The sequence below is a fragment of the Rhodococcus sp. NPDC059234 genome (assembly GCF_042754225.1).
Lineage (GTDB): Bacteria > Actinomycetota > Actinomycetes > Mycobacteriales > Mycobacteriaceae > Rhodococcus_G.
The window spans coordinates 29080-53597 of record NZ_JBHZAH010000012.1 but is presented as its reverse complement, the minus strand read 5'-3'; the positions used below and the strand labels follow the sequence as shown (position 1 = coordinate 53597).

Genomic DNA, 24518 nt, shown 5'->3' with positions numbered 1-24518 from the left:
CCTCGTCGTAGCGCCTCGAACACAAACGAACGGCCCCGACCACATACCGTGGTCGGGGCCGTTGCGCTGTCGTCTCAGAACGCCCGGCAGGTCCGGATGTCGGTGGCCAGGATCGCCTTGGCGCCGATCTCCGCGAGCTGGTCCATCACGTCGTTGCTCACCTTGCGCGGGACCATCGAGCGGATCGCGACCCAGTTCTCGTCGGCCAGCGGCGCGATGGTCGGGGACTCGAGTCCCGGGGTGATCGCCATCGCCTCGTCGAGCCGCGAGCGCGGGCAGTCGTAGTCGAGCATCACGTACTGCTGGGCCCGCACCACGCCCTCGACGCGGGCGATGAGCTGATTGCGCGCGCGGTCGGCGCCGTCGGAGCCCTCACGCTGGATGAGTACGCCCTCGGAGTCGCACAGGGAATCGCCGAACGCGACCAGGTTGTGCTGGCGCAGGGTGCGACCGGAACCGACCACGTCCGCGATGGCGTCGGCGACACCGAGCTGGATGGAGATCTCCACCGCGCCGTCGAGCCGGATGACGGTGGCCTCGATGCCCCTGCGCGCCAAGTCGTTTCGGACCAGGTTCGGGTACGAGGTGGCGATGCGCAGGCCGGCGAGATCCTCCGGCGTCCACTGCTTCCCGGCGGGGGCGGCATACCGGAAGCTCGAGCGACCGAAGCCGAGTGACAGGCGCTCGGTGACCGGCGCTGCCGAGTCGAGCGCGAGGTCGCGGCCGGTGATGCCGAGGTCGAGCTCACCGGAACCGACGTAGATGGCGATGTCCTTGGGACGCAGGAAGAAGAACTCCACCTGGTTCGAGGGGTCGAGGACGGTCAGGTCGCGCGAGTCGGTGCGGCGGCGGTAGCCGGCCTCGCTGAGGATCTCGGCGGCGGACTCGGAGAGGGAGCCCTTGTTGGGTACTGCGACGCGCAGCATGCTGCTTCCTTTCGGGAAGGTCGAATGGGGTCTACCGGGAGTGCGAGCGGGGCTCACAGATGTCGGTAGACGTCCTCGAGCTTCAGCCCACGCCCGACCATCAGGACCTGCACCCAGTACAGCAGCTGCGAGATCTCCTCGGACAGCTGCTCGTCGCTCTGGTACTCGGCGGCGATCCACACCTCGCCGGCTTCCTCGATCACCTTCTTGCCCTGGGCGTGGACGCCTGCATCCAATGCGGCCACGGTGCCGGAGCCCTCGGGGCGGGTGGCGGCACGGTCGGTCAGCTCGGCGAACAGCGAATCGAAGGTCTTCACGGGTGCCCATTGTTTCACAGCGCCGCGACGCCGCGACGCCCGCACTCAGGCGTCGGGCACGGCGAGTTTCGGCGCGCTGTCGATCAGCCGCGCGGTGTAGGGGTCGCGGGGGCGCTCGTACACCTCCTCGGTGGGCCCGCACTCGACGATGCGGCCGCGGTGCATCACCGCGACCACCTCGCAGACGTGCCGGACGACGGCGAGGTCGTGGGAGACCAGCAGCAGCGTCAGCTGGTAGTCGGCGACCAGCCCGGCGAGCAGGTCGAGCACCTGGGCGCGCACCGAGACGTCCAGCGCGCTGACCGGTTCGTCGGCGACCAGGATCTTCGGCGCGGTGATCAGCGCACGCGCGATCGAGATGCGCTGGCGCTGACCGCCCGAGAACTGGTGCGGGTACCGCCCCGCCATGTCCGGCTCTAGACCGACGGCGACCAGCATCTGCGCCACCCGATCCGACCTGTCCGACGGCTGCGAGAGCGGCTCGGCCACGATGTCGCCGACCGTCATCCGCGGGTCCAGCGACCCCATCGGGTCCTGGAACACGATCGACACGTCACGCCGGAACTGCCGCAGGTCCCGTTCGCGGGCGCCGACGATCTCCCGCCCGCCGACGCGTATCGAACCCTCGGTCGGGGTGTCGAGGGCGCACAGAAGTCGGATGAGGGTCGACTTCCCGGAACCCGACTCCCCGACCACCCCGAACCGCTGGCCGGTGCCGATGTCGAAGGACGCCTCCGCCAGAGCGTGCACGGGTTCGGCCGGTCGGAGCAAGGACGATCGCGACCCCCGATACGTTCGGCCGAGTCCGCGCACCGAGACGAGGGGGTCGGGGTGCTCGTTGAACACCGGGGCGCCGGCGCTCTGGTGTGCGCCCGCGGCCGACGTGCCGGGATCGAGCCGCGAGGCGTCGAGCAACGATCGGGTGTACGGATCCCGCGGATCCCCGAACACCTCCCCGATCGGCCCCGACTCGACGATCGCCCCGGAGCGCATCACCAGCACCCGCTCGCACAGCTGCGAGACCACCGCCAGGTCGTGGGTGATCATCAGTAGCGCGGTGTCGTGTTCGCGGACGGTGGTGTCGATCAGCTCGAGGATCTGCGCGGCGGTGGTGACGTCCAGTGCCGTCGACGGCTCGTCGCAGATCAGCACCCGCGGCCGGTTCGCCATCGCGATCGCGATCAGGACCCGCTGCCGTTGACCGCCGGAGAGCTCGTGCGGGTACGAGCGGGCGATCCGGGGTGGGTCCGGCAGGTTCACCGAGGCCAGGAGGTCCAGGACCGCGGTCCGCCGTTCCCGGCGCCCGACGCCCGGGTCGTGCAGGGCGATGACCTCGGCGACCTGGTTGCCGACCTTCATCAGCGGGTTCAGCGCGGTCATCGGCTCCTGGAACACCATCGCCAGGTCGTCGCCGCGCAGCCGTGACCACTCCCGCTCCCCCAGATCCACGAGATTTCCCCGGACGCCGTCGAGTGCAATCCTGCCGCTCGCGCGCAGCGGCTCGGGCAGCAGCCCCATCAGGCTCAGCGCCGTCAGTGACTTCCCCGACCCGGACTCGCCGATCAGCCCCAGCCGCTCGCCCGCGTCGAGCCCGAAGCTGATCCCGTCCAGCAGGGTGCGCTCCCCGGCGTGCACTCGCAGGTCGGCGACCTCGACCAGTGACCGTCCCCTCACGACCGCACCGCCTTCGGGTCGAGGCGGTCGCGGAGCCCGTCGCCGAGCAGGTTGAAACCGAGCACGGTCAGCGCGATCGCCAGCCCCGGCCACAGCATCACCATCGGCTGCAGGTAGAGGTACGGCTGCGACTCCTGCAGCATCCGGCCCCAGGAGGGCGTCGGCGGCGGCGTACCGAACCCCAGGTAGGACAGCGCCGCCTCGGCCAGGACCGCGATCGCGAAGGTGACCGAGGCCTGCACGATGAGCTCGCTCGAAATGTTGGGCAGCACATGGCGAATCGCGATCCGCGACGGACGCCGGCCGCAGGCGCGCGCGGCGAGCACGTAGTCCTGGGACATCACCTGGCGGGTGCCCGCCCGGGCGACCCGGGCGAATCCCGGTGCGGCGCCGATGCCGAGCGCGGTCATCGCGGTGAGCGTGGAGCCACCCCACACCGCGGCGAAGACGATGGCCAGCAACAGCGCCGGGAACGCGAGCAGCACGTCGTTGCCCCGCATCAGCACCTCGTCGGCAGGGCCGGGTCGCATGCCGGCGCTCACCCCGACCGGTATGCCGATCACGGCGGCAACGGCCACCGCGACCACCCCGACCAGCAGCGTGGTGCGCGCGCCCACGAGCAGGGAGCTGAGGATGTCGCGCCCGAAGTCGTCGGTGCCGAGCCAGTGCTCCGCGCTCGGCGGCAGCAGCCGCGACGCCGAGTCGACGACCGTCGGGTCGTAGGGCGTCCACAGCAGCGAGACCAGCGCAGCGACGGCCACGAGCCCGACCAGCAGCCCGCCGAGCACCAACGTCCTGGGCAGACGCCTCACCGCACACCTCCCTCGGTCGTTGTCACGGCGCGCTCCGCAAGCGGGGGTCGATCGCCGTCGACACCAGGTCCACCACCAGGTTCAGCACCAGCACCGCCAGCACGAGCACCATCACGATCGACTGCACCGCGGCCATGTCCCGTTGACCGACCTTGTCCAGCAGCAGGCTGCCGAGTCCCGGGATCACGAAGACCCGTTCGATCACCACCGCACCGATCAGCAACGTCGTCAACTGCACCCCCACGACCGTCACCACCGGGATGGCGGCATTGCGCAGTCCGTGCCGCAGCAGCGCCTGCGTCCCGGTCAGTCCCTTGGCCCGCGCGGTGCGCAGGTAGTCCTCGCCCAGTTCGTCGAGCACCGCCGAGCGCACGTATCGCGTCAGCACCGACCCCTGCACCAGCCCCAGGGCGAGCGCGGGCAGCACCAGGTAGGACAGGAAGCCGCCGACGCCCTCGATCGGCGCTTGCCAGCCGCTCGACGGCAGCCAGCCCAGCTCGACCGCGAACACGGTCGAGAGCAGCACCCCGGACAGGAACGCGGGAATCGCGATGCCCACCTGGCTGATTCCACCGATCACCAGCCCGTCCGGCCTGCGGGCACGGACCGCGGCGGCCACACCGAGCGGCAGGGCCACGACCAGGGCGACGACCATCCCGGCCGCGACCACCCAGGCCGTCACCTGCAGCCGGTCTGCGATCTCCGGTCCCACCGACTGGCGGGTGAGGTACGAGGTTCCCATGTCGCCGTGCAGCATTCCCCACACCCAGCTTCCGTAGCGCTGGTACAGCGGCGCGTCGAGGCCCATCGCCGTGCGCTCGCGGGCGACCTCCTCGGCCGAGGCCTGCACGCCGAGCGCGATCCGTGCCGGGTCGCCGGGCAGCACCGACAGGAGCGCGAACACCAGCACCGACGCGACGAGCGCGGTGAGCACGAAGATCCCGAGGCGACGTGCGAGCGCCAACGCCACGGCCGCTACCCCCGCCGTACCCGGGACAGGTCCATCGCCAGCGAGGTCGCGTTGCGCGGCAGTCCGCTCAGATCCGCGTCCGCCACCACCAGCAGCGGGAACAGGAACAACCAGTCCGCGGCGGCGTCGTCGGTCACGGTCCTCGCCACCTCGCGCATCGCGGCGACGTATCCGGCCTCGTCGGCAGTGTCGGCCTCGGCGAGCAACCGGGTCACCGTCGGGTTGTCGTAGCCCCAGTAGAACTTCGGGTTCCCGAACGTCGCGATGTCGTGCGGTTCGGAGTGCTGGATCACCGACATCTGGTAGTCGTGCCGAGTGAACACCGAGTCGAGCCAGACCGCCGGGAACTCGACCGGATTGGTGCGCACCGCGAAACCCACCTGCTGCAGTTGCGAGCTGACCACCTGCGCGGCCGCGGTCGCGTACGGGAGGTTGGGTACGTCGAAACGGACCGCCGGGTGCGGGTTTCCGGCCTCGGCGAGCAGCGCCCGCGCCCGCTCCGGGTCGAAGGGGTAGACACCGGTGAGGTCCTCGAACCAGGGGTCGGTCGGCGGAACCATCGACCCGACGAGTTCTCCGTAACCGGCATAGGCGGTGTCCCGCACCGCCTTCCGGTCCACCGCGTACATCACGGCGCGCCGGACCCGGATGTCGTCGAACGGGGCCACCGCCCCGTTCATCGACAGGGTGACCTCTCCGTTGGTGGTGCCCTGGGTGACACGGAACTGGGGGTCCGTCGCGAACTGCCCGAGCAACTGCGGCGCACCGAGTCCGAAGATCACGTCGACCCCGCCGCTCCGCAACGCGTTCGCCTGAGCGGTCGCATCCGAGAAGTACCGCAGCCGAACGTTCTTCATCGCCGGCGCCTGTCCCCAGTACCGCGGGTTCGCCGACAGTTGCAGTTCCGATCCGGGGTTCCAGCGCGCCACGGTGAACGGTCCGGTGCCGACCGCCGTGGTCGCGAGCTGGCCGACGCCGCTCGGGGTGAACACGGCCCCCACCGGTCCGGTCATCGCGAACAGCCACTCGTTGCTCGGCCGATGCAGCACCACCCGTGCCAGGTTCGATGCCGGGGTCTCCACCCGGTCCACCACGGCCATCGCGGCGGGCGAGTTCGCGGTCCAGTCGGATTTGACCCGCTCGATGCTGAACTTCACGTCGTCGGAGGTGAAGGGCGCGCCGTTGCTGAACGTGGCGTTCTCGCGCAGCGTGAAGTCGTAGACGGTGCGGTCGGCGCTGACCGTCCACGAGGAGGCCAGCAGCGGGACGATCGAGCCGGTGTCGTCGAGCCGCACCAGCCCCTCGTAGACGTTGTCCAGCAACGCCTGCGGGATCGCCGCGCCCGCGGTGCGGGTGAAGTCGAGGTTGTCCGGTTTGGCGGTGAGTGCCACGGTCAGGGTGTCCGGGCCACCCGGCCCGGACAGGCCCGCTCCGGCCGAGCACCCGCTCACGGTCGCGGCCGTGACGGTCGCGACGGCGGCCGCCCGGACCAGCCGGGCGCGCCACCGTCGTGTCATGGCAGTGATCCTGCCACGACCACCGCGGCACCTACGGTTGCACCGACCGCCACACCGACATCAGGTCGTCCTCGCCCAGTCCGTCCAACGACTCCCGGTGCACCCGACGCGGTCCGGTCGGCACGGGCACTTCGCACGGCACGACGAGGACCACCGCGCCTGCGGCCTCGGCGGCTGCCGCACCGGTCGGCGAGTCCTCGACGGCGAGACAGTGCTCCGGTGCGATGCCGAGCAGTTCGGCCGCGCGCAGGTAGGGGTCCGGCCGCGGCTTCCCGCGGGGAACCTCGTCGCCGCACACTGTGACGTGGAAGTGCTCTCGCCCCAGCGTGTTCAGAGCCTGCTCGGCCAGCTCCCGCTCGGTGTTGGTGACCAGCGCGGTCCGCAGACCACTGTCACGGACCGCCGCGAGCAGGGCCTGCGCGCCCGGACGCCACGGGATGCCGAGCGCGAACAGCTCGGTCACCCGCGCGTTCATCCAGGCGGTCGCGTCCGCGAGCGCCCGCTCGTTGGGGTCGAGCTCGAGTGCCGAGAAGATCGTCGCGAGCGCGTCCGGACCGGACGCACCGATGATCGCGTGCCGCGTCTGCGGCGTCATCACCCCGCCCAGTTCGGCCGCCAGCTCGTGCATGGCGACGTCCCAGAGCTTCTCGGAGTCGAGCAGGGTCCCGTCCATGTCGAACAGGACCGCCTTGAGGTCGGTCATCGGCCGGCCCCGCCCAGCGTGAGATCACACATTGAAGTACTTGGCCTCGGGATGGTGCAGCACGAACGCATCGGTCGACTGCTCCGGGTGCAGCTGCAGTTCCTCCGACAGTTTGACCCCGATCCGCTCGGGCTCGAGCAGGGTCACCATCTTGGCGCGGTCCTCGAGCTCCGGACAGGCGCCGTAGCCGAACGAGTAACGCGCACCTCGGTATCCGAGCTTGAAGTACTCCTCCACGTCCGCGGGATCCTGCTCCGCGAGCGCGTGTCCGCCCGGCAGGGTGAGCTCCTCGCGCACCCGCCGGTGCCAGAACTCCGCGAGTGCCTCGGTCAGCTGCACGCCGATGCCGTGCACCTCGAGGTAGTCGCGGTAGTTGTTGGCCGCGAACAGCTCGTTGGCGAAGTCCGCGATTGGCTGCCCCATGGTCACCAGCTGGAACGGCAGCACGTCCACCTGCCCGGTCCGCCGGGCGTCCGCGCGCGAGCGCACGAAGTCGGCGATGCACAGGAACCGGTCGCGCTGCTGGCGCGGGTAGCTGAACCGCATCCGTTCGGGCGCATCCGGTGTCGGCTCGGTGAGCACGACGACGTCGTCGCCCTCGGAGACGGCCGGGAAGTAGCCGTAGACCACCGCCGCGTGCGCGAGGATCCCCTCGGAGGCGAGCCGGTCCAGCCAGTGCCGCAGCCGCGGCTTGCCCTCGGTCTCCACCAGCTCCTCGTAGGTCGGACCGTCGCCGGCGCGCTGACCGCGCAGTCCCCACTGGCCGAGGAACAGCGCGCGCTCGTCGAGCAGGCCCGAGTAGTCGGCGAGGGCAATGCCCTTGACGATCCGGGTGCCCCAGAACGGCGGCGTCGGAACCGCGATGTCGGCGGCCACGTCGGACCGTTCCGGCACCACGACGGGCACCTCGGCGGCCTTGCGCGCCTCCGCGATTCGCTTGGAGCGTTCGTGGCGGGCCTTGCGTTCGGCCGCCTTCTCCTTTGCGGCCAGCGCCTCCGGGCTGTCCGGGTCGGGGCCGCCGCCGCGCTTGACCGCCATGATCGAGTCCATCAGGTGCAGGCCCTCGAACGCGTCGCGCGCGTAGCTGACCTCGCCGTCGTACACGTCGGCCAGGTCGTTCTCCACGTACGACCGGGTCAGCGCGGCGCCGCCGAGGAGGACGGGGAACTGCTCGGCCACGCCCTTGGCGTTGAGCTCGAGCAGGTTCTCCTTCATCACCACGGTCGACTTCACCAGCAGGCCGGACATGCCGATCACGTCGGCCTTCTTGTCGACGGCCGCGTCGAGGATGGTCGCGATCGGCTGCTTGATGCCGAGGTTGACCACCTCGTAGCCGTTGTTGCTCAGGATGATGTCGACGAGGTTCTTGCCGATGTCGTGGACGTCGCCCTTGACCGTCGCGATGACGATGCGGCCCTTGCCGTCCTCGTCGGTGGCCTCCATGTGCGGCTCGAGGTAGGCCACCGCCGCCTTCATCACCTCGGCGGACTGCAGCACGAACGGGAGCTGCATCTGGCCCGAGCCGAAGAGTTCGCCGACCGTCTTCATGCCCGCCAGCAGCGTCTCGTTGATGATCGCCAGCGGCGGCCGCTGCGTCATCGCCTCGTCCAGATCCGCCTCGAGGCCGTCGCGTTCGCCGTCGACGATCCGCCGCTCGAGCCGGTCGAACAGCGGCAGGCCGGCGAGTTCCTGGGCGCGGGTTTCGCGCGCCGAGGCCGCGGAGACGCCCTCGAACAGTTCCATCAACTTCTGCAGCGGGTCGTAGCCCTCGCTGCGGCGGTCGTAGACCAGGTCGAGTGCGACCAGCCGCTGTTCCTCGGGGATCCGGGCCATCGGCAGGATCTTCGACGCGTGCACGATCGCCGTGTCGAGGCCGGCCTCGGTGCACTCGTGCAGGAACACCGAGTTGAGCACCTGGCGCGCGGCCGCGTTGAGGCCGAAGGAGATGTTCGAGATGCCGAGGGTGAAGTGCACGCGCGGGTGCAGCCGCTTGAGCTCCCGTATCGCCTCGATGGTCTCGATGCCGTCGCGGCGCACCTCCTCCTGACCGGTGGAGATGGGGAAGGTCAGCGCGTCGATGATGACGTCGGACTCGTCGAGCCCCCAGTTGGTGGTGATGTCCTCGAGCAGCCGCTCGGCGATCCGCACCTTGTGCTCGGCGGTGCGGGCCTGACCCTCCTCGTCGATGGTCAGCGCGACCACGGCGGCGCCGTGCTCCTTGACCAGTCGCATGATCCGCTGGAACCGGGAGTCCGGGCCGTCACCGTCCTCGTAGTTGACCGAGTTCACCGCGCAGCGGCCGCCGAGGTGCTCGAGACCGGCGCGCAGCACGTCGGGCTCGGTGGAGTCCAGCATCACCGGCAGGGTGGAGGCGGTCGCGAATCGGCTTGCGAGCGCGGCCATGTCGACCGCACCGTCACGACCGACGTAGTCGACGTTGAGGTCGAGCATGTGCGCGCCGTCGCGGGTCTGGTCCTTCGCGATGTCGATGCACTTCTGGTAGTCCTCGGCAATCATGGCCTCGCGGAAGGCCTTCGAGCCGTTGGAGTTGGTGCGCTCCCCGATCATCAGGATGCTGGCGTCCTGCTCGAAGGGGACCGCCGAGTACAGCGACGAGGTGCCCGGTTCGGGCGCGGGAGTGCGCAGGCCCTGCTCGACCAACCGCACGGCCTCGGCGACGCGGGTGATGTGCTCGGGGGTGGTGCCGCAGCAGCCACCGACCATCGCCAGTCCGAACTCGGTGACGAAACCGCTGAGCGCGACCGCGAGCTCCGCTGCGGTGAGCGGGTACTCGGCGCCGTTGACGCCGAGCACCGGGAGTCCCGCGTTGGGCATCACGGACACCGGCAGCCGCGAGTGCTTGGAGAGGTGGCGCAGGTGCTCGCTCATCTCGTCCGGACCGGTGGCGCAGTTGAGGCCGATCATGTCGATGCCGAGCGGCTCGAGCGCGGTCAGCGCGGCGCCGATCTCACTGCCGAGCAGCATGGTGCCGGTGGTCTCCACGGTGACGTGGGTGATGATCGGGATGCGCCGGCCGAGCTGGTCCATCGCGTGCTGGCTGCCGATGATCGCCGCCTTGACCTGGAGCAGGTCCTGGCACGTCTCGACGAGGATCGCGTCCGCGCCGCCGTCGATCATGCCGAGCGCCGACTCGGTGTAGGCGTCGCGCAGCACCGCGAACGGCGCGTGGCCGAGGGTCGGCAGCTTCGTGCCGGGGCCCATCGACCCGAGGACGAAGCGGGCCATGCCGTCGCGACCGGGTCCCATCTCGTCGGCGACGTCGCGGGCGATGCGGGTTCCACGCTCGGACAGGTCACGGATCCGGTGGGCGATGTCGTAGTCGGCGAGGTTCGGCAGGTTGCAGCCGAAGGTGTTGGTCTCGACGGCGTCGGCACCGGCCTCGAAGTACGCGGCGTGGATCTCGCGCAGCACGTCGGGGCGGGTTTCGTTGAGGATCTCGTTGCAGCCTTCGAGGCCGAGGAAGTCGTCGAGAGTGAGATCCGCGGCCTGCAACATGGTTCCCATGGCACCGTCGCCGATCACAACGCGCTGTGAGAGCGCATCCAGCAGGGCGGAGTGGAATGGGGCAGACATGCCGTCCAGAGTAGTGGGCGACGCGAAGCACCCTGGTCGTAGGCTAGGCAGGTGAGTCCAACCGAACCCCTGCTCCCGCCCGACGGCGACGTCCCCACGCTGCGCAACCCCATCCTGGTTGCCGCGTTCGAGGGGTGGAACGACGCCGGCGACGCCGCCAGCGGCGCCGTCGAACACCTGGAGTTGACCTGGGACGCACGCCCGCTCGCCGAGCTGGACTCCGAGGACTACTACGACTACCAGGTCAACCGCCCGCAGGTCCGGCAGGTCGACGGGGTCACCCGTGAGATCCAGTGGCCCGCGACCCGGATCTCGGTGTGCTCACCGCCCGGCAGCGAACGCGACGTGCTGCTGCTGCGCGGGATCGAGCCGAACATGCGCTGGCGCAGCTTCTGCGACGACCTGCTCGAGATCATCGAGGACCTCGGGGTGACCACCGTGGTCATCCTCGGCGCGCTGCTCGCCGACACCCCGCACACCCGGCCGGTTCCGGTCACCGGCACCGCTTACAGCACGGAATCGGCGGAACGGTTCAACCTCGAGCAGACCCGCTACGAGGGCCCGACCGGCATCACCGGCGTGCTGCAGGACGAGTGCGTCAAGGCGGGGGTGCCCGCCATCTCCTTCTGGGCCGCGGTCCCGCACTACGTCTCGCAGCCGCCGAACCCGAAGGCCACCGTCGCGCTGCTGCAGCGGGTCGAGGACGTTCTCGACGTGGAGGTCCCGCTCGGCGAGTTGCCGTCGCAGGCGGAGGACTGGGAGCAGTCGGTGACGGAGATGACCGTCGAGGACGAGGAGATCGCCGAGTACGTCCGGTCGCTCGAGGAGCGCGGTGACGCGGAGGTCGACATCTCCGAGGTGATCTCCAAGATCGACGGAGACGCGATCGCCGCAGAGTTCGAGCGCTACCTGCGCCGGCGCGGTCCCGGCAGCTTCGGCGGTCTGTGAGCTCGTACGGCACGCGCGGACGGCTGCAGCGCGGTGCGCTGTACGCGGGCGGTTTCCTCGGCCCGTTCGGTGGCGGCGTCGTCGCGTCGATGTTCCCCGAACTGGGCGCGTCCCTGGGGGTGAGCACCTCGCAGGCGGCGTCGTCGCTGACCGCCTACCTGCTGCCGTTCGCCGCCCTCATGCTCGTCTCCGGGACGTACGGCGCCCGTTGGGGCGGGCTGCGGACCGTGCGGGTCGCGTACGGCGTGTACGCGGCGGCCGCCCTGTTGGCCGTCGTCGCGCCCACGTTCGCGGTGTTCCAGGCGAGCCGGGTGCTGCAGGGCTGCGCGAACTCGTTCACCACACCGCTGCTGCTCGCGGCGCTCGCCGCGGTCACCCCGCAGGCCCGCCTCGGCCGGGCGCTCGGCCTGTTCGGGGCGCTGCAGGCGGCCGGACAGACCACCGCACCGCTGGTCGGCGGGCTCGCGGCGGAGGTGAACTGGCGGATCGCGTTCGCGGTGATCGCGGTGGTGGCTCTCGGGCTCGGCGCGATCGGCCTGCCTCCCGCCGACGCGCCCGCGACCCCCGGCGCTCCGCCGCGGCTGCGGGACGCCCTGCAACCGACGGTGCTCCGGGTGGGCCTGGTCGCGTTGCTCGGCTGGGGTGCGCTCGGCGGGCTGAACTTCCTGGTCGCGTTCCGGGCCGAGGACACCCTCGGGCTCGATTCCGCGCATCGCGGCCTGCTGCTGACCGTGTTCGGTCTGGCCGGGATGCTGGCGGCCCGCCCGGTCGGCGCGGCGATCGACCGGTTCGGGGCCCGCGCCGCCGTCATCACCGGGGCGATCGGCGGTGCGGTGATGGTGGCCGCGACCGGGCTGCTCGGATCGGTCGGGGCGGTCGCGGTCAGCTGGGCGCTCGCGGGAGTGGCCGGCCAGTTCGTGCTCGTCGGCGTCAACTCGGCGATCCTCACCTCGGAGGGCGCGAACCGGGGCGGCGCGGTCTCGGTGGTGCAGGCGCTGCGATTCACCGGGTCGGCCCTGGCTCCGCTGGCATTGACCCCGCTGTACGCGGCCAGCCCGGTCGCGGCATTCGTGCTGCCGACCGCGATGCTCGCGATCGCCGCGCCGCTGCTCATGCCCCGCTCGGCACACCGACCCGCCGATTGAGGCTCACCCCGCTCCGCTGCGCCGCGCCGCGGACAGACCCGGCACGGATTCGGCGTCCTCGAGGGGAATCTCTATCCGCGCCACCGTTCCCGCGCGAGGTCCGGGACTGACGGTGAAGCTCCCTCCGGCGGCGACGACGCGCAGCTCGTGCGAGGTCAGCCCGATATGGCCGAGGCGGCGGCTGCGGTCGATCGCGTCGGCGGAGATTCCGTCCCCGTCGTCGGCCACCTCGAGCACCGCGCCCCGATCCGTGTCGGCGAGCTCGATGCGCACGGTGCGCGCGTGAGCGTGCTTGACGACGTTGCTGAGCAGTTCCCGTGCCGCACTGAACAACACGTCGTCGACGGGAGTGCGGAGGTCGTCTGCCCACCGAGAGGTCTCGAGGTCCACCGTGAACCCCCCTCGGGACCGCGCGGATCGAGCGAGGTCGCCGAGCGCGCGGGCGAGCCCGATGTGATCGAGCACCGTCGGATGCAGTTCCGACACGGTGGCACGCAGCAGGGTGGAGCTCTCGCCGAGTGCGTGCGTGATGCGTTCGAGGGCTCCGGGATCAGCGCCGGTCAGGTCGTCGAGGTCCATCTTGGCCGCCAGGATGTACTGCAGCGCTCCGTCGTGGAGCTGCTCGGACATCGCGCGCCGTTCACGTTGTTCGAGGCTCACCAACTCGGCCAGTAGCGCGGTGCGATCGCTGACGAGGCGGCCGATGGTCAGCACCCTCGAGCGTTGGATGCGACTGAGAACCACGGCGCCGGCACCCAGACATGCGAGCGCCATCGTGCTGAGCAGGACGGAGGACCACGGTTCCTCGTTCGAGGCCATGGTTGCCCAGCTCGCGGCGAGGAACGCGCCCACCGTCGGCACCACCACGCCGACACAGACCAGCGGGCGGAGCTGCGTGCACGCCAGCAGGGGAATGACGAACAACCCGTTGGTCAGGATGTTCGCGGTCCAACTCTGTTGTGCTTCAACGCCGGTCAGCAAGGCGAGGCCGGCGATCACGGCGAGGTCGACGAACAGGGCGAGCCAGATCGTGGTCACCGGCCCCCTGCCACCGCGCCGTGCCCACAGCGCCACCGCACTCGCCCAGATCGCGTAGCACGTCAGGATTGCCGCGCACACCCCGAAGCCGTTCGCCGGCGGGACGACGAAGAGTGTCAACCCGAGGAACAGCACGATTACCCCGCGCAGGGCGAGCTGCAAATGCACACCGCGATAGGCGTGTTCGAGGAGTATTCGTTCGAGATCCGTACCGTCGCGTCCGCTCTCCGGTACCAACACCTCCGACATGCGGTCACCTCCCGCTCAGCGCGGCGCGGCCGGCCGCAGTCGTGGCCTCCGGCGTGGACCCTGCCGTGCCGGACGACCGGACTGGGGCGAGGTCGATGCTCGGTCCACCCTCCAGACTCTATTCTCCGTTCACGTCGACACCTCGGTATCGGGCGCTTCCGACGCCGACACGGAGCCGGCCCGGGTCTTGCGAGGGGCTCCGCCCCCGGCCCGGGTCTTGCCAGGGGCTCCGCTGAAGGTCTTGACTGGACCGTGGGCCCGGACGCCCTGACATCGCCGGACCACGTCGGCGACCGACCCGGGCCGGGGCGCACGCAAAAGCGCTGGATCCCATCACCGTGCGACACGGACAGCGAGGATGCAGATGTCGACACATCGAGCAGTGCACGTCCAGTCGGCCGGGGAGAAGTTGACCCTCGTCGACGTCGAAACCACCTCACCTGGACCCGATCACGTCCGAATCCAGGTCGCCGCATGCGGAATCTGCGGCACCGACCACGGATTCGTCAACGGCGGATTCCCGGGCATGTCCTGGCCGCTGACACCAGGCCACGAGATCGCCGGGACCATCGCCGAACTCGGCGCCGACGTCGACAGCTTCAACATCGGCGACCGTGTCGCCGTCGGATGGTTCGGCGGCCACTGCAACGAGTGCGTCCCCTGCCGCCGAGGCTGTTTCATCCACTGCGAGAAACTGCAGGTACCGAGCTGGCACTATCCCGGCGGGTACGCCGAATCCGTGACCGCCCCGGCGAACGCGCTCGCCCGGATACCTCGCGAACTGTCCTTCGCCGAGGCCGCGCCGTTGAGCTGCGCCGGGGTCACCACCTTCGACGCGCTCCGCAAGACCCGAGCGCTTCCCGGTGACCGGGTCGCGGTCCTGGGAGTCGGCGGGCTCGGGCACCTCGGCCTGCAGTTCGCGCGGGCCATGGGCTTCGACACGATCGCCATCGCCCGCGGCACGGGCAAGCGCGACGACGCCCTCGAGCTGGGCGCCCAGCACTACATCGACTCGTCCGACGGGGACGTCGGCGAATCCCTCCGCAAGCTCGGCGGCGTCTCGGTGGTCCTCGCCACCGCCGCGAACTCGAACGCGATGGCCGCCACGGTCGGCGGACTGCTCCCGCAGGGCGAACTCGTCGTCATCGGCGCCACCCCCGACCCGCTGCCGATCAGTCCGATGCAGTTGATCCTGCCCGGGATCAGCGTGACCGGCCACCCCGCCGGCACCGCCCGCGACGTCGAAGAGACGATGCAGTTCGCCGTCGTTTCGGGAGTGCGCGCACTCATCGAGGAGCGCCCCCTCTCCGCCGCCGCGGACGCGTACGCCGCGACGGAGCAGGGGCTCGCGCGCTACCGCATGGTGCTCACCATGTGACCGTGGCGGGAACGACGAACATCAGTTGCGCAGAACGGACTCGACGAGTTGGTGGATGCCAGCCTTCAGCCGGGCGGTCTGCCCCGATTGGATGAGATGCAGCACGAGCTCGCCGCCCAGAGTGCCGAGCAGCAGTCGGGCGAGCATGTCGGCATCGACGTCCGGGCGGGCCTCCGCCAGCAGTTCCGCGATGTGCCGGTACCAGAAAGCGTGAATCTCGTCGGTGTGCGGATCCTCGGTGGCGGTGTCGTAGGCCACCACCAGACCTATGTTGGCGACGACGAGGTCGGTCATGGCGTCGAAGTAGGCCAGCAGTCGATCACCTGCCGGGGCGCCCGGGCCCAGCGGTGGGGCGCCGCTGACCACGGCCCGGCGCAGGTCCTCGGCTCGCTCGAGAACCAGTGCGCGCATCAGGCCGGCGCGGCTGCCGAACCGGTGGAACAGAGTCCCCTTGCCGACGCCGGCGGCCGCCGCGATCTGCTCCATCGACACATCGCCCGGGCCTCGCTCGGCCAGCAGCCGTGCTGCCGCGTCGAGGATCGCGCGCCGGTTCCGCGCCGCATCCGCTCGCTCTGATCTCTGGATCTCGGACGACACCACACCTCCGTTGACAACTTGACCGGCGGTCCATATCGTCGAGCCCACCAGTAACCGGACCGACGGTCAGATTAGGGGAGATCATATGAGAGCAATCGTGATGACGGCTACCGGCGGCCCCGACGTCCTCGTCACGCGAGAGGTCCCCGTGCCGTCACCGGCACACGGGGAGCTGCTCGTTCGCACCGAGGCCACCCCGGTGCTGTTCGTCGAGACGCAGATCAGATCGGGTGTCTTTCCCTTGCCGACCGGGCTCCCTGCGGTATTCGGTACGCAGTCGGCGGGCGTCGTCACCGAGGTCGGCCCCGACGTCGACCGCGCGCTCGTCGGCACCCACGTGGTGGTCACGGGCATGGGGATCGGGGCTCACGCCGAGTCGGTGTGCGCGCCCGCGGAATCCGCCGTCTCGATCCCCGGCGGGCTCTCCTCGGTCGATGCCGCCGCGGTTGTCATGGGCGGATCCGTCGCGCTTTCACTCCTCGAGACGGCACGCCTGTCCGGTGACGACACGGTCCTGATCGAAGCCGCGGGCACCGGCGTCGGCGGCTACCTGACCCAGCTTGCCCGCTCGCGGGGCGCCGGCAGGATCATCGCGACCGCCGGCAGCCCCGAGAACCGGGAACGCGCCCGCGGTTTCGGGGCAGACATCGTCATCGACCACACCGAACCGGACTGGGCCGACCGCCTGCCCGAGGCGTTGCGGGGTGACACCATCGACATCGCATTCGAGTCGGTCGGCGGTGGCAGCTCGCTCGCCGTCCTCGACGCGATGACGCCCCTGAGCGGGCGAATGCTCTACTACGGCATGCTCAGCGGCGCGCCCGCCGCCGTCACGTCCTCGGACCTGCTCGCCCGAGGGCTCTCGCTGACCGGTTGCAGCGGCCCCGCCTGGCTCGCGAGGGTTACCTCCGTGCGATCGGCGGTCCTCGAACTGGCAGCCAACGGCGCCATCACCCCGATCATCGACTCGGTGATCGGCTTCGACGACGCTGGACACGCACACGAGCAGATCGAGCTGCGACGCGCGAAAGGAATGTTCGTGCTGACCCCCCATTCCTGAGGAGAAGCTGCACGAGAGCGCCCGTCGGTCCAGGACCGATCATTCGCCGATGGGCTTCGACTCGTCGGTCGGCCGGTGACGTCGGCGAACGGCGTGGGCGCCCAGCAGGACGCCGGCACCGACGCCGGCCATTTCACGTGGCAGGACGCCCCGGACGTGGATGCCGACCTCGCCGTGCGCGACGGGCCTGGTTCGATCACTCGGGAAGCGGCTCACCGTGAGCCTCGGCGACCATGTACCCCGCGTACCACTCCGGCCATTTCTCGTCGTACGCGCCGCCGTTGCGGGCCTCGTGCTCGCCGTGGGCGATGGACGCCCGGACGAGCGCACCGGTCAGGTCCGTCACCGACGGGTACTCGGTCGCGGTCGCCTCGACGCGTCCGGCGAACCGGTCGGTGACCTCCTGGAGTAGGTACCGGTTGCCGTCCGGGTCACGGAACGTGGCGAACGAGCCGTAGCTGGCACGGGCGTCGGCCGGCCCGCGCAGCTGTCCGTCCGTGCCCAGGTGGCCGAACTGCGCTCCGGGGACGCCCGGGTGGAACACGTCACTGACCTCACCGCCCAGTGCGACGAGTGCGTCGTGCGCGGCCTCCACGTCGGAAACCACCAGGTAGATTCCTTCGGCGGTACCCGGTGTCTGCGAGTTGACGTTGGTGCCGAACTGGATCGACGCGGGCGAACCCGGCGGCGTGAACTGCACGATCCGGAAGCTCCCGTCGTCCGCGCCGAAGTCGGCGTCCAGACGCCACCCCAGGTCCTCGTAGAACCTCTTGGACTTGTCGACGTCGGAGACCGGGATCGTCAGGGCCTCGAGCTCGAGGTCCACCTTCTTGGCGTTCATGACTCTCCTTCGTTCCACAGCGGGATCGCTGCTTCGGTAAGAACCCTCGTCTCGCGGCGGGCCGGTCGCACCAGGGTTCGACCCTGGTCTGTCGTGACGGGTCATCCGGCTGCCGCCGCGATGACGTCGGCCACCACCCCGGGCTGCGAGACCAGCGCCACGTGCGAGGCCTGGACCTCGCTGGTGTGGGCCCCGATCCGACCGGCCATGAACCGTTGCGCGGCAGGCGGAATCACGGTGTCGTTCGCGGAGACCAGGTACCAACTCGGCGTCCCCGACCACGAGACGGGCCCGGAGATTCCGGCGAGCGTCTTCTCGACGGCAGCGGCGTCGTAGGACGGACCGCGCAACGGATTGTCCGGCACCACCACCGGGTAGCCCCGCACCCGCAGGTCGGCAGCGACGCCGTCCCAACTCGTGGCGTCGGCGAACGCGCCGTGGACCAGCACGACCGTCGGCAACGGTCTCGCGACCGCCGGGCCGGCCGTCACCATCGCCGCAACGGTGGCCAGTGCCAGCACGACAACGGCGGCCCTGGCGAACCGGATGATTCTCATGACGTGTCCTTCCCTGGCTGTCGGCCGATTCGATCTCGTTGACTTTCTCGTTGCGGTGATGGACGTGCCGAGCTCCCGTTGGTTGGCACAGGGACATGGGCTACACAGTGGTGATGAATCCGCCGTCGATTCTCACGTCGGAACCGGTGATGTTCGCCGCCCGGTCGGACGCCAGGAACACGACCAGGTCGGCGACCTCGTCGGACGTGGTGAACCGTCCCGTCGCGGTGCCGGCGACGGCGCTGTCCGCGACTTCCTGCGGACTGACGCCGCTCGCCCTTCCGACCACCTCGGCGACACCACCCCGACCGACCCACAGATCCGTCATGACGGGGCCCGGGCTGATCGAGTTCGCGCGAATACCTTTGGGGCCGAGTTCTTTCGACAGCGCTTTGGTGATATTGGTGACCGCCGCCTTGACCGCACAGTAATCGGGTATGCCGGGGTCCGGATAGAACGCGTTGACCGAGCCGATCGTCACGATCGACCCACTACCGGCCCGGACCATCGCAGGAATGGCGGCGCGGGTCGCTCGGACCGTCGCCATCACCCCGAGCGACCACGAGGCGTCCCAGTCCTCGTCGGTGACCGAGACGAAGCCACCGGGCCGAGGGGTCACCGCGCCCGCGTTGTTGACGAGAATGTCGATGCCGCCCCGTTGTTCAGCGGCCGCGACGAGCGCAATCGGCCCGTCCGCGGTCGCCAGGTCCACGGAAACGAACGTGACCTGTCCGCGGGATTCGAGCTCTTCCAGTTGCGCCGTCCGGCTGCGTGCCCCGGCGACCACGTGCGCGCCGGCATCGACCAGAGCGCTGGTGATCGCAAGCCCGATTCCCCTGCTCGCGCCGGTCACCACCGCCGTTTTCCCATCGAGGTGCAGGTCCATCGCCACCCTCCCGGGCGAGTGCGAATCCATCCGGCCACAGCGGATGCGGCGGCCATCACCGCGGAACCAGGACCGGCGTCGACTCGACTCGAGATGAGGAGTGGTCCTGTCCCGACAGTAGTCCGCCGTCAACCCGCGCAACGGCTGATTGCGGAGATCGACCGGTCCCGCCGGGATGCTCACTCCGCTGATCATGCGCAGTGTCCAACCCGACCTTGACGAGATTCGCACTCTGCGAGAACACTGCCGGAATGTCACCCGACGAAGAGCAACGTCAGATCAAGCTCGTGGTCGATCGCCTTGCGATCAAGCATCCGGAGATGACCCCCGCCGCGGTGACCGACGCAGTGAATCGTGCATACGGAGGCTTCGCGGGCGGCCGAATCCGGGACTTCATACCCCTCTTGGTCGAGCGGCACGCTGCCGAGGAGTTGGCACGGACCACCCCGTCTGTCAGCCCGTAGGCGGGAGTGCCGTTCCATCGCCCGGCCACACTTGCGCCACTGTGACAGGCCTCGCTCTCCACTGACCGTTCGTGTCGGTGGAACTGGGGACCAATGACAGGCGGCCGGATGCTCAGGAGACTTCTCCGCCTGAAGAGTAGGCGCCGGGCCCGACGAGGAACCACTCCCTCCGCAGTCAGCGGGCAAGCGTGCGGCTAGTCCTGGCACTCCCGCTCGCCCGGGATGGGACGATCTGGCCGCAACGTCGGGCTGCGCGGCCCCGCGGTGGCCGGGGGAACTCCGCGCCTCCGAGACGGTCCGGAACGGGGCTCCCGGCGCATGACCGACCCGCCCTGGCGACCGTCCCGCAGCAGCAACAACAGCAGCACAGCCACCCCGGCGAGCACAATGCCGATCAGATTGACGCCGAGTTGTGCAAGCGAGCTCAGCACCACATTCCACTTTCCCGCAAAGACCGCGACGACGGCCAAACCGGCGGCTGGCACCGTCGTCCCCGAAATGAACACACCCACCAGGACCGTGGAGGAGTAGGTGACCAGCGCCAACATGCCTGCCGCCCCCGCCAGCAGCGCCACCACCAGCGAGAATGGCCCCACCTCGTAGATGAAATCGAAGGCGCGAGCGTTCTCGACATCACCGACCCCGATCCAGCCGAGGCGAGTCCACAGCACTGTGGCCAGCGCGGTGACCACCATCGCCGCCGGAAACGAGATGGCCAGGGTACGTGCCGAATTCCGCACGAGCCCGATGTCCCGGCGGACCAGACCCACCGAAGGTGCTGACAGCGGCCGGAATTCGGGCCCAACCACCATCGCGCCGACCAGGGTCATCGGCGAGGCCGTCGCCACGGCTACCGCCGACAGCAGGAACGCGATCGCCAGAAACGTCAGGAACGTGGGAGTGAGTCGGGCCCCCTCACACGCCTGACTGAGCAACTGCTCCCACACCACCGTTCCGTCCGGCCGTGTCGGAGCCGCAGCGTCCGCCCGCTCCCCGGCGCAGGAAAGCACGGTCCCCGTCAGCTCGAACAAGATTCCGCCCGTCCGCACCAGATCCAGAGCGGTCAACGCGGCGAGCACATCATTCGCGCAGGCACGCGCTACATCCGCCTCGATCACAGCGGGCGTACTCGACCACCTCTGGCTCTACTGGCGTCCTTCACGGGTTCGGTCATGACACGTCCGCTACGCCCTGTGGAGTAGTTCAGGATCGTTGTTTCGGCTTCGATGTCTCCACGTCGAAGGGTGTTCTCTCTCAACAGTCAGTCGAGTCGTCGAGAACACCGCGGTGGACGTTCCCAGACTTGTTCATCTGAAAGATGCTCCTCGAACTGGTACGGGCTTGGCCCTGAATGCTCCCCTATTCGTGCATTTCAGGGCACCTTTCTTCGTTCACGACAAGGGCTTCGGTCAGTCAGTGCGAAAGCCCGACGCCAGGTGCGCTGTCTCCGACAGCCGGACCTGCTCATGCCCAGGTGTTCGCCTTCGGCAATCCGACCAGCGCGGGATGCTGCGGGTCTACCGCGTGCACGATCCGGCGGCCCACGGTGGAGAGCTGCCGGACCTGCGCGCGGGTCAGGTTGTCGAACACATAGCGGCGCACCGCCTCGACATGGCCGGGTGCCGCAGCGACCACCACATCCCAGCCCTCCTCCGTCAGCGTCGCGATCGTGAAGCGGCCGTCGCTCGGGTCCGGGCAACGGCCGACCCAGCCGCGCTTCTCGAGCCGGCCGACCACCTGAGACAGGCGCGAGAGCGAGCCGCCCGCAAACGCGGCCAGGTCACTCATCCGCAGCGTCCGGTCGTCGACCATAGACAACCCCGACAGCACCTGATACTCGAAATGGCTGATCCCGGAATCACGCTGCAACTGTGCGTCCAGCGCAGACGGCAGCCGCATCAACACGCTCTCGAGCGCGATCCAGGCGTCGTTCTCCTCATCGTCGAGCCAACGGGGCTCCTCAGTGACATCCATGGACACATCATAGCTTCACGATTGAAGTCAACGGAACCCAGAATCACTTGCATCTTGAAGTCATGCGGAGTAACTTTCACTTCATTGTTGAAGTCATGAGGTCACAGGCCGCAGCCGAAGGCGGCGGCCACGCGGTGTATCGCCAGCCGCCCTCACACTTCCCCGCCCCATACCGCTCACTGGAGGAAACAATGGACATCGTCATCCTGATCGGCCGCATTCTCTTCTCCGCCCTGTTCCTGTCCTCCGCGACAGGCCACCTGACGCAGTCGAAGGCGATGGCGCAGTACGCGGGCGCCAAGGGGCTGCCGGTTCCGCAGCTGTCGGTCCTGGCGTCGGGGGCGATCCTCGTCGTCGGCGGGCTGAGCGTGCTGCTCGGCGTGTGGGCCGATCTCGGCTCGCTACTGCTGGTCGCGTTCCTGGTGCCGACGGCGGCACTGATGCACAACTTCTGGGCCGAGACCGATCCGCGGGCCCGGCAGATGGAGATGATCCAGTTCAACAAGGACATCGCGCTGGCCGGCGCGGCACTGATGCTGTTCGCGTTCTTCGCCCACACCGGCGATCTCGGGCTGACCCTCACCGGCCCGCTGTTCTCGATCAACTGACCCTCCCGGAAGCACAACGGAGAGTGAAGAGAATCGGTCAGCACTCCCTCGGCCTCGTCGCCGATACCGACGAGGAGGCCAGCGAGATCTGGTGGCGGTACCGACAGCCGCTCGTCGAGAGCGTCGCCGCCGAAAGCGGCTTCTACGCACCCACCAGGGACCGCTACGAGGCCGAACTTCATACGGGCGCCCTCTACATCGGCTCACCCGAGACGGTCGCCCACAAGATCGCCGCGACGGCACGAGACTTGCGACTGAGTCGATTCGACCTCGAGTACGACATCATGCACCTTCCGCGCAACGCCCGCGCCCGCACCATCGAACTCTTCGGCACCGAGGTCGCACCTCGAGTACGCCAACTCCTCGCCGCGGACACCGCGGCCTGACCCTCGCAGGGAGACAACCATGTCCACGATCGAATTCGGCCTCGACACCTTCGGTGACCTCCCCGCCGACAAGTCGGGCCGGCCCGAGTCCTTCGGCACGGCGCTTCGTGCCGTCGTCGACGAGGCGGTCCTCGCCGACGAACTCGGCGTCGACGTCTTCACCGTCGGCGAGCACCACCGACCCGAGTACGCGATCTCCTCACCGGAGACCGTGCTCGCCGGGATCGCCACCCGCACCTCCCGCATCCGGCTCGGCTCCGGCGTCACCGTGCTCAGCTCCGACGACCCCGTCCGAGTCTTCCAGCGTTTCGCCACCGTCGACGGACTCTCGAACGGACGAGCCGAGGTGATCCTCGGTCGCGGCTCCTTCACCGAGTCGTTCCCGCTCTTCGGATACGACCTGCGCGACTACGACCGGCTCTTCGAGGAGAAACTGGACCTGTTCGTCAAGCTCCTCGACGAGAAGCCGATCACGTGGAGCGGCGAGTTCCGCGCCCCGCTCGACGACGCCGACGTCTTCCCCAAGACCGACTCCGGCCGGCTGACCACGTGGGTCGGCGTGGGCGGGTCCCCGCAGTCGATCATCCGCACCGCCCGCCACGGACTGCCGCTCATGCTCGCGATCATCGGCGGAGCCCCACAGCGGTTCGCCGGTCACGTCGAGCTCTACCGCCGCGCCGCCGCCGAGTTCGGCACCATGGCGCACCCGGTGGGGATGCACTCCCCCGGCTTCCTCGCCGACACCGACGAGCAGGCCCGGGAGCTGTTCTGGCCGCACTACCGGACGATGCGCGACCGGATCGGCGCCCTGCGCGGCTGGCCCCCGATCCGTCGCGAGGAGTTCGACGCCGAGATCGAGCACGGATCGATGTACGTCGGCTCACCCGAGACCGTCGCACCACGGATCGCCCGCACCATCACGGACCTCGACGTGGCCCGATTCGACCTCGTCTACACCGTCGGTGCCCTGACAACCGGCGACCGGCTGCGGGCCGTGGACCTCTACGGCCGCAAGGTGATCCCCCTGGTCCGCGACATCCTCGCCGGCTGACACCACACCCGCCGACTCATCCGAGAACGGAGCTGCCATGCACGCCGTCACCACATCACGCACCCTCGGCATCCTCGGCGCCGGCAAGCTCGGCACCGTTGTCGCCCGGCTCGCACTGGCCGCCGGATACCGCGTGCTCATCGCGGGCTCCGGCGACCCGGCCGCCATCGCACTGACCGTCGAGGTCCTGACCCCCGGCGCCACCGCGACGACCGCCGCCGACGCCGCGGCCGACGCCGACGTGGTCGTCCTGGCGCTGCCGCTCGGCAAATTCCGCTCCCTCCCCGTCGCGGAACTCGACGGCAAGATCGTCGTCGACGCGATGAACTACTGGTGGGAGATCGACGGCGACCGCGACGACCTCACCGACCCGGAGTCGTCCTCGAGCGAGACCGTCCAGGCGTACCTGGCCGGATCGCGTGTGGTGAAGGCGTTGAACCACATCGGCTATCACGACCTGGAGGACGAGGCCCGGGCACCCGGATCTCCCGGCCGCAAAGCCATCGCGATCGCCGGCGACAGTCCCGCGGACCTCGCCGTCGTCGCCGGCATCGTCGACGACCTCGGTTTCGATCCGGTCGTCGCCGGCCCACTCGCGGAAGGGGTTCGCCTCGAGCCCGGGGCCGAGTTGTTCGGCGCCAACCTGCCCGCACCCGAGGTGCGCGCTGCGCTCGACCGGTTCCCGGACACCGAACACGGGCGGTTCATCGCACACGCCCGGTCCGCCAACGCCCCGCGGACCGGCCCGGCGCGAGTTGCGGGGCTGGGTCTGGCCGACGCTGTGGGGTGACGTGGATCGCCCGGCGAAATCCACTGACCGTCG

24 protein-coding genes are annotated in these 24518 nt (G+C 69.6%); 9 read left to right on the top strand and 15 right to left on the bottom strand.

The window, feature by feature from the left end:
• Window positions 1-74: 74 nt before the first annotated feature.
• From hisG to metH, 8 genes are read right to left on the bottom strand one after another with little or no spacing between them, the layout of a single operon-like run.
• Window positions 75-926, bottom strand: a complete 852-nt coding sequence (gene hisG, locus ACFXGJ_RS04650) for an ATP phosphoribosyltransferase (protein WP_378616957.1) — start codon at window positions 924-926, stop codon at window positions 75-77.
• Between the two features lie 53 nt (window positions 927-979).
• Window positions 980-1243 (bottom strand): phosphoribosyl-ATP diphosphatase, encoded by a 264-nt coding sequence (locus tag ACFXGJ_RS04645; RefSeq protein ID WP_378425345.1) that lies wholly within the window; start codon window positions 1241-1243, stop codon window positions 980-982.
• Window positions 1244-1288: 45 nt separating this feature from the next.
• Window positions 1289-2917, bottom strand: coding sequence for a dipeptide ABC transporter ATP-binding protein (locus ACFXGJ_RS04640; protein ID WP_378616955.1), 1629 nt, complete (start codon window positions 2915-2917; stop codon window positions 1289-1291).
• Complete coding sequence (locus tag ACFXGJ_RS04635) at window positions 2914-3729, bottom strand: ABC transporter permease (protein WP_378616953.1); 816 nt, start codon at window positions 3727-3729, stop codon at window positions 2914-2916. The genes ACFXGJ_RS04640 and ACFXGJ_RS04635 overlap by 4 nt, the downstream gene beginning before the upstream one ends.
• 22 nt (window positions 3730-3751) lie before the next feature.
• A complete protein-coding gene (locus tag ACFXGJ_RS04630; RefSeq protein WP_378616951.1) occupies window positions 3752-4699 on the bottom strand; it encodes an ABC transporter permease in 948 nt (315 codons plus the stop codon).
• 5 nt (window positions 4700-4704) lie between these two features.
• A complete protein-coding gene (locus tag ACFXGJ_RS04625; RefSeq protein ID WP_378616949.1) occupies window positions 4705-6216 on the bottom strand; it encodes an ABC transporter substrate-binding protein in 1512 nt (503 codons plus the stop codon).
• Between the two features lie 31 nt (window positions 6217-6247).
• On the bottom strand, window positions 6248-6919 hold the full coding sequence (locus ACFXGJ_RS04620) for an HAD family hydrolase (protein ID WP_378616947.1): 672 nt from the start codon (window positions 6917-6919) through the stop codon (window positions 6248-6250).
• Between the two features lie 24 nt (window positions 6920-6943).
• Window positions 6944-10513, bottom strand: coding sequence for a methionine synthase (gene metH, locus ACFXGJ_RS04615; protein ID WP_378616945.1), 3570 nt, complete (start codon window positions 10511-10513; stop codon window positions 6944-6946).
• 51 nt (window positions 10514-10564) lie between these two features.
• Here metH and ACFXGJ_RS04610 point away from each other — a divergent pair, with 51 nt between their 5' ends.
• Both ACFXGJ_RS04610 and ACFXGJ_RS04605 read left to right on the top strand, forming a co-directional pair.
• Complete coding sequence (locus tag ACFXGJ_RS04610; RefSeq protein ID WP_378425357.1) at window positions 10565-11461, top strand: PAC2 family protein; 897 nt, start codon at window positions 10565-10567, stop codon at window positions 11459-11461.
• Complete coding sequence (locus tag ACFXGJ_RS04605; RefSeq protein WP_378616943.1) at window positions 11458-12606, top strand: MFS transporter; 1149 nt, start codon at window positions 11458-11460, stop codon at window positions 12604-12606. Before ACFXGJ_RS04610 ends, ACFXGJ_RS04605 begins: the two co-directional genes overlap by 4 nt.
• Before the next feature lie 3 nt (window positions 12607-12609).
• Here ACFXGJ_RS04605 and ACFXGJ_RS04600 read toward each other — a convergent pair whose 3' ends face one another.
• Entirely contained in the window at window positions 12610-13893 is a 1284-nt protein-coding gene (locus ACFXGJ_RS04600; RefSeq protein WP_378616941.1) for a sensor histidine kinase, read from the bottom strand.
• Between the two features lie 364 nt (window positions 13894-14257).
• Here ACFXGJ_RS04600 and ACFXGJ_RS04595 point away from each other — a divergent pair, with 364 nt between their 5' ends.
• Window positions 14258-15271, top strand: coding sequence for an alcohol dehydrogenase catalytic domain-containing protein (locus tag ACFXGJ_RS04595; RefSeq protein ID WP_378616939.1), 1014 nt, complete (start codon window positions 14258-14260; stop codon window positions 15269-15271).
• Between the two features lie 21 nt (window positions 15272-15292).
• Here the strand turns inward: ACFXGJ_RS04595 and ACFXGJ_RS04590 are convergent, their stop codons facing one another.
• Complete coding sequence (locus tag ACFXGJ_RS04590) at window positions 15293-15868, bottom strand: TetR/AcrR family transcriptional regulator (RefSeq protein ID WP_378616937.1); 576 nt, start codon at window positions 15866-15868, stop codon at window positions 15293-15295.
• Window positions 15869-15953: 85 nt separating this feature from the next.
• On the opposite strand from ACFXGJ_RS04590, the gene ACFXGJ_RS04585 reads away from it, so the two are divergent.
• Window positions 15954-16928, top strand: coding sequence for a zinc-binding alcohol dehydrogenase family protein (locus tag ACFXGJ_RS04585; protein ID WP_378616935.1), 975 nt, complete (start codon window positions 15954-15956; stop codon window positions 16926-16928).
• Window positions 16929-17124: 196 nt separating this feature from the next.
• Here ACFXGJ_RS04585 and ACFXGJ_RS04580 read toward each other — a convergent pair whose 3' ends face one another.
• The 3 genes from ACFXGJ_RS04580 to ACFXGJ_RS04570 all read right to left on the bottom strand — a co-directional run bounded on the left by ACFXGJ_RS04580 (window position 17125) and on the right by ACFXGJ_RS04570 (window position 19212).
• Window positions 17125-17769 (bottom strand): VOC family protein, encoded by a 645-nt coding sequence (locus tag ACFXGJ_RS04580; RefSeq protein ID WP_378616933.1) that lies wholly within the window; start codon window positions 17767-17769, stop codon window positions 17125-17127.
• Between the two features lie 101 nt (window positions 17770-17870).
• Window positions 17871-18326 carry a hypothetical protein gene (locus ACFXGJ_RS04575; protein ID WP_378616931.1) on the bottom strand — a complete coding sequence of 152 codons (456 nt, stop codon included), beginning with the start codon at window positions 18324-18326 and terminating at the stop codon, window positions 17871-17873.
• A 100-nt stretch (window positions 18327-18426) separates the two neighbouring features.
• Window positions 18427-19212 (bottom strand): SDR family NAD(P)-dependent oxidoreductase, encoded by a 786-nt coding sequence (locus ACFXGJ_RS04570; protein WP_378616929.1) that lies wholly within the window; start codon window positions 19210-19212, stop codon window positions 18427-18429.
• A gap of 251 nt (window positions 19213-19463) precedes the next feature.
• Here ACFXGJ_RS04570 and ACFXGJ_RS04565 point away from each other — a divergent pair, with 251 nt between their 5' ends.
• A complete protein-coding gene (locus ACFXGJ_RS04565; protein WP_378616927.1) occupies window positions 19464-19676 on the top strand; it encodes a three-helix bundle dimerization domain-containing protein in 213 nt (70 codons plus the stop codon).
• A 194-nt stretch (window positions 19677-19870) separates the two neighbouring features.
• On the opposite strand, the gene ACFXGJ_RS04560 is transcribed toward ACFXGJ_RS04565, so the two are convergent.
• Both ACFXGJ_RS04560 and ACFXGJ_RS04555 read right to left on the bottom strand, forming a co-directional pair.
• A complete protein-coding gene (locus tag ACFXGJ_RS04560) occupies window positions 19871-20794 on the bottom strand; it encodes a DUF389 domain-containing protein (RefSeq protein WP_378616925.1) in 924 nt (307 codons plus the stop codon).
• A gap of 346 nt (window positions 20795-21140) precedes the next feature.
• A complete protein-coding gene (locus ACFXGJ_RS04555) occupies window positions 21141-21650 on the bottom strand; it encodes a MarR family winged helix-turn-helix transcriptional regulator (protein ID WP_378616985.1) in 510 nt (169 codons plus the stop codon).
• A gap of 191 nt (window positions 21651-21841) precedes the next feature.
• On the opposite strand from ACFXGJ_RS04555, the gene ACFXGJ_RS04550 reads away from it, so the two are divergent.
• From ACFXGJ_RS04550 to ACFXGJ_RS04535, 4 genes are read left to right on the top strand one after another with little or no spacing between them, the layout of a single operon-like run.
• Window positions 21842-22258 carry a DoxX family protein gene (locus ACFXGJ_RS04550; RefSeq protein WP_378616923.1) on the top strand — a complete coding sequence of 139 codons (417 nt, stop codon included), beginning with the start codon at window positions 21842-21844 and terminating at the stop codon, window positions 22256-22258.
• 23 nt (window positions 22259-22281) lie between these two features.
• Window positions 22282-22644 carry a hypothetical protein gene (locus tag ACFXGJ_RS04545; RefSeq protein ID WP_378616921.1) on the top strand — a complete coding sequence of 121 codons (363 nt, stop codon included), beginning with the start codon at window positions 22282-22284 and terminating at the stop codon, window positions 22642-22644.
• A gap of 19 nt (window positions 22645-22663) precedes the next feature.
• Window positions 22664-23695: an LLM class flavin-dependent oxidoreductase gene (locus ACFXGJ_RS04540; RefSeq protein WP_378616919.1), complete on the top strand. Its 1032-nt coding sequence runs from the start codon at window positions 22664-22666 to the stop codon at window positions 23693-23695.
• Window positions 23696-23732: 37 nt separating this feature from the next.
• Window positions 23733-24485 carry an NADPH-dependent F420 reductase gene (locus ACFXGJ_RS04535; RefSeq protein ID WP_378616917.1) on the top strand — a complete coding sequence of 251 codons (753 nt, stop codon included), beginning with the start codon at window positions 23733-23735 and terminating at the stop codon, window positions 24483-24485.
• The last annotated feature ends 33 nt before the right edge of the window (window positions 24486-24518 follow it).

Coding starts and splice junctions, on each gene's coding strand:
- ACFXGJ_RS04620 (WP_378616947.1), bottom strand. CDS start 6,919: ATGACCGACCTCAAGGCGGTCCTGTTCGACATGGACGGGACCCTGCTC.
- ACFXGJ_RS04595 (WP_378616939.1), top strand. CDS start 14,258: ATGTCGACACATCGAGCAGTGCACGTCCAGTCGGCCGGGGAGAAGTTG.
- metH (WP_378616945.1), bottom strand. CDS start 10,513: ATGTCTGCCCCATTCCACTCCGCCCTGCTGGATGCGCTCTCACAGCGC.
- ACFXGJ_RS04555 (WP_378616985.1), bottom strand. CDS start 21,650: ATGGATGTCACTGAGGAGCCCCGTTGGCTCGACGATGAGGAGAACGAC.
- hisG (WP_378616957.1), bottom strand. CDS start 926: ATGCTGCGCGTCGCAGTACCCAACAAGGGCTCCCTCTCCGAGTCCGCC.
- ACFXGJ_RS04550 (WP_378616923.1), top strand. CDS start 21,842: ATGGACATCGTCATCCTGATCGGCCGCATTCTCTTCTCCGCCCTGTTC.
- ACFXGJ_RS04535 (WP_378616917.1), top strand. CDS start 23,733: ATGCACGCCGTCACCACATCACGCACCCTCGGCATCCTCGGCGCCGGC.
- ACFXGJ_RS04580 (WP_378616933.1), bottom strand. CDS start 17,769: ATGAACGCCAAGAAGGTGGACCTCGAGCTCGAGGCCCTGACGATCCCG.
- ACFXGJ_RS04575 (WP_378616931.1), bottom strand. CDS start 18,326: ATGAGAATCATCCGGTTCGCCAGGGCCGCCGTTGTCGTGCTGGCACTG.
- ACFXGJ_RS04570 (WP_378616929.1), bottom strand. CDS start 19,212: ATGGACCTGCACCTCGATGGGAAAACGGCGGTGGTGACCGGCGCGAGC.
- ACFXGJ_RS04565 (WP_378616927.1), top strand. CDS start 19,464: ATGTCACCCGACGAAGAGCAACGTCAGATCAAGCTCGTGGTCGATCGC.
- ACFXGJ_RS04625 (WP_378616949.1), bottom strand. CDS start 6,216: ATGACACGACGGTGGCGCGCCCGGCTGGTCCGGGCGGCCGCCGTCGCG.
- ACFXGJ_RS04540 (WP_378616919.1), top strand. CDS start 22,664: ATGTCCACGATCGAATTCGGCCTCGACACCTTCGGTGACCTCCCCGCC.
- ACFXGJ_RS04600 (WP_378616941.1), bottom strand. CDS start 13,893: ATGTCGGAGGTGTTGGTACCGGAGAGCGGACGCGACGGTACGGATCTC.
- ACFXGJ_RS04585 (WP_378616935.1), top strand. CDS start 15,954: ATGAGAGCAATCGTGATGACGGCTACCGGCGGCCCCGACGTCCTCGTC.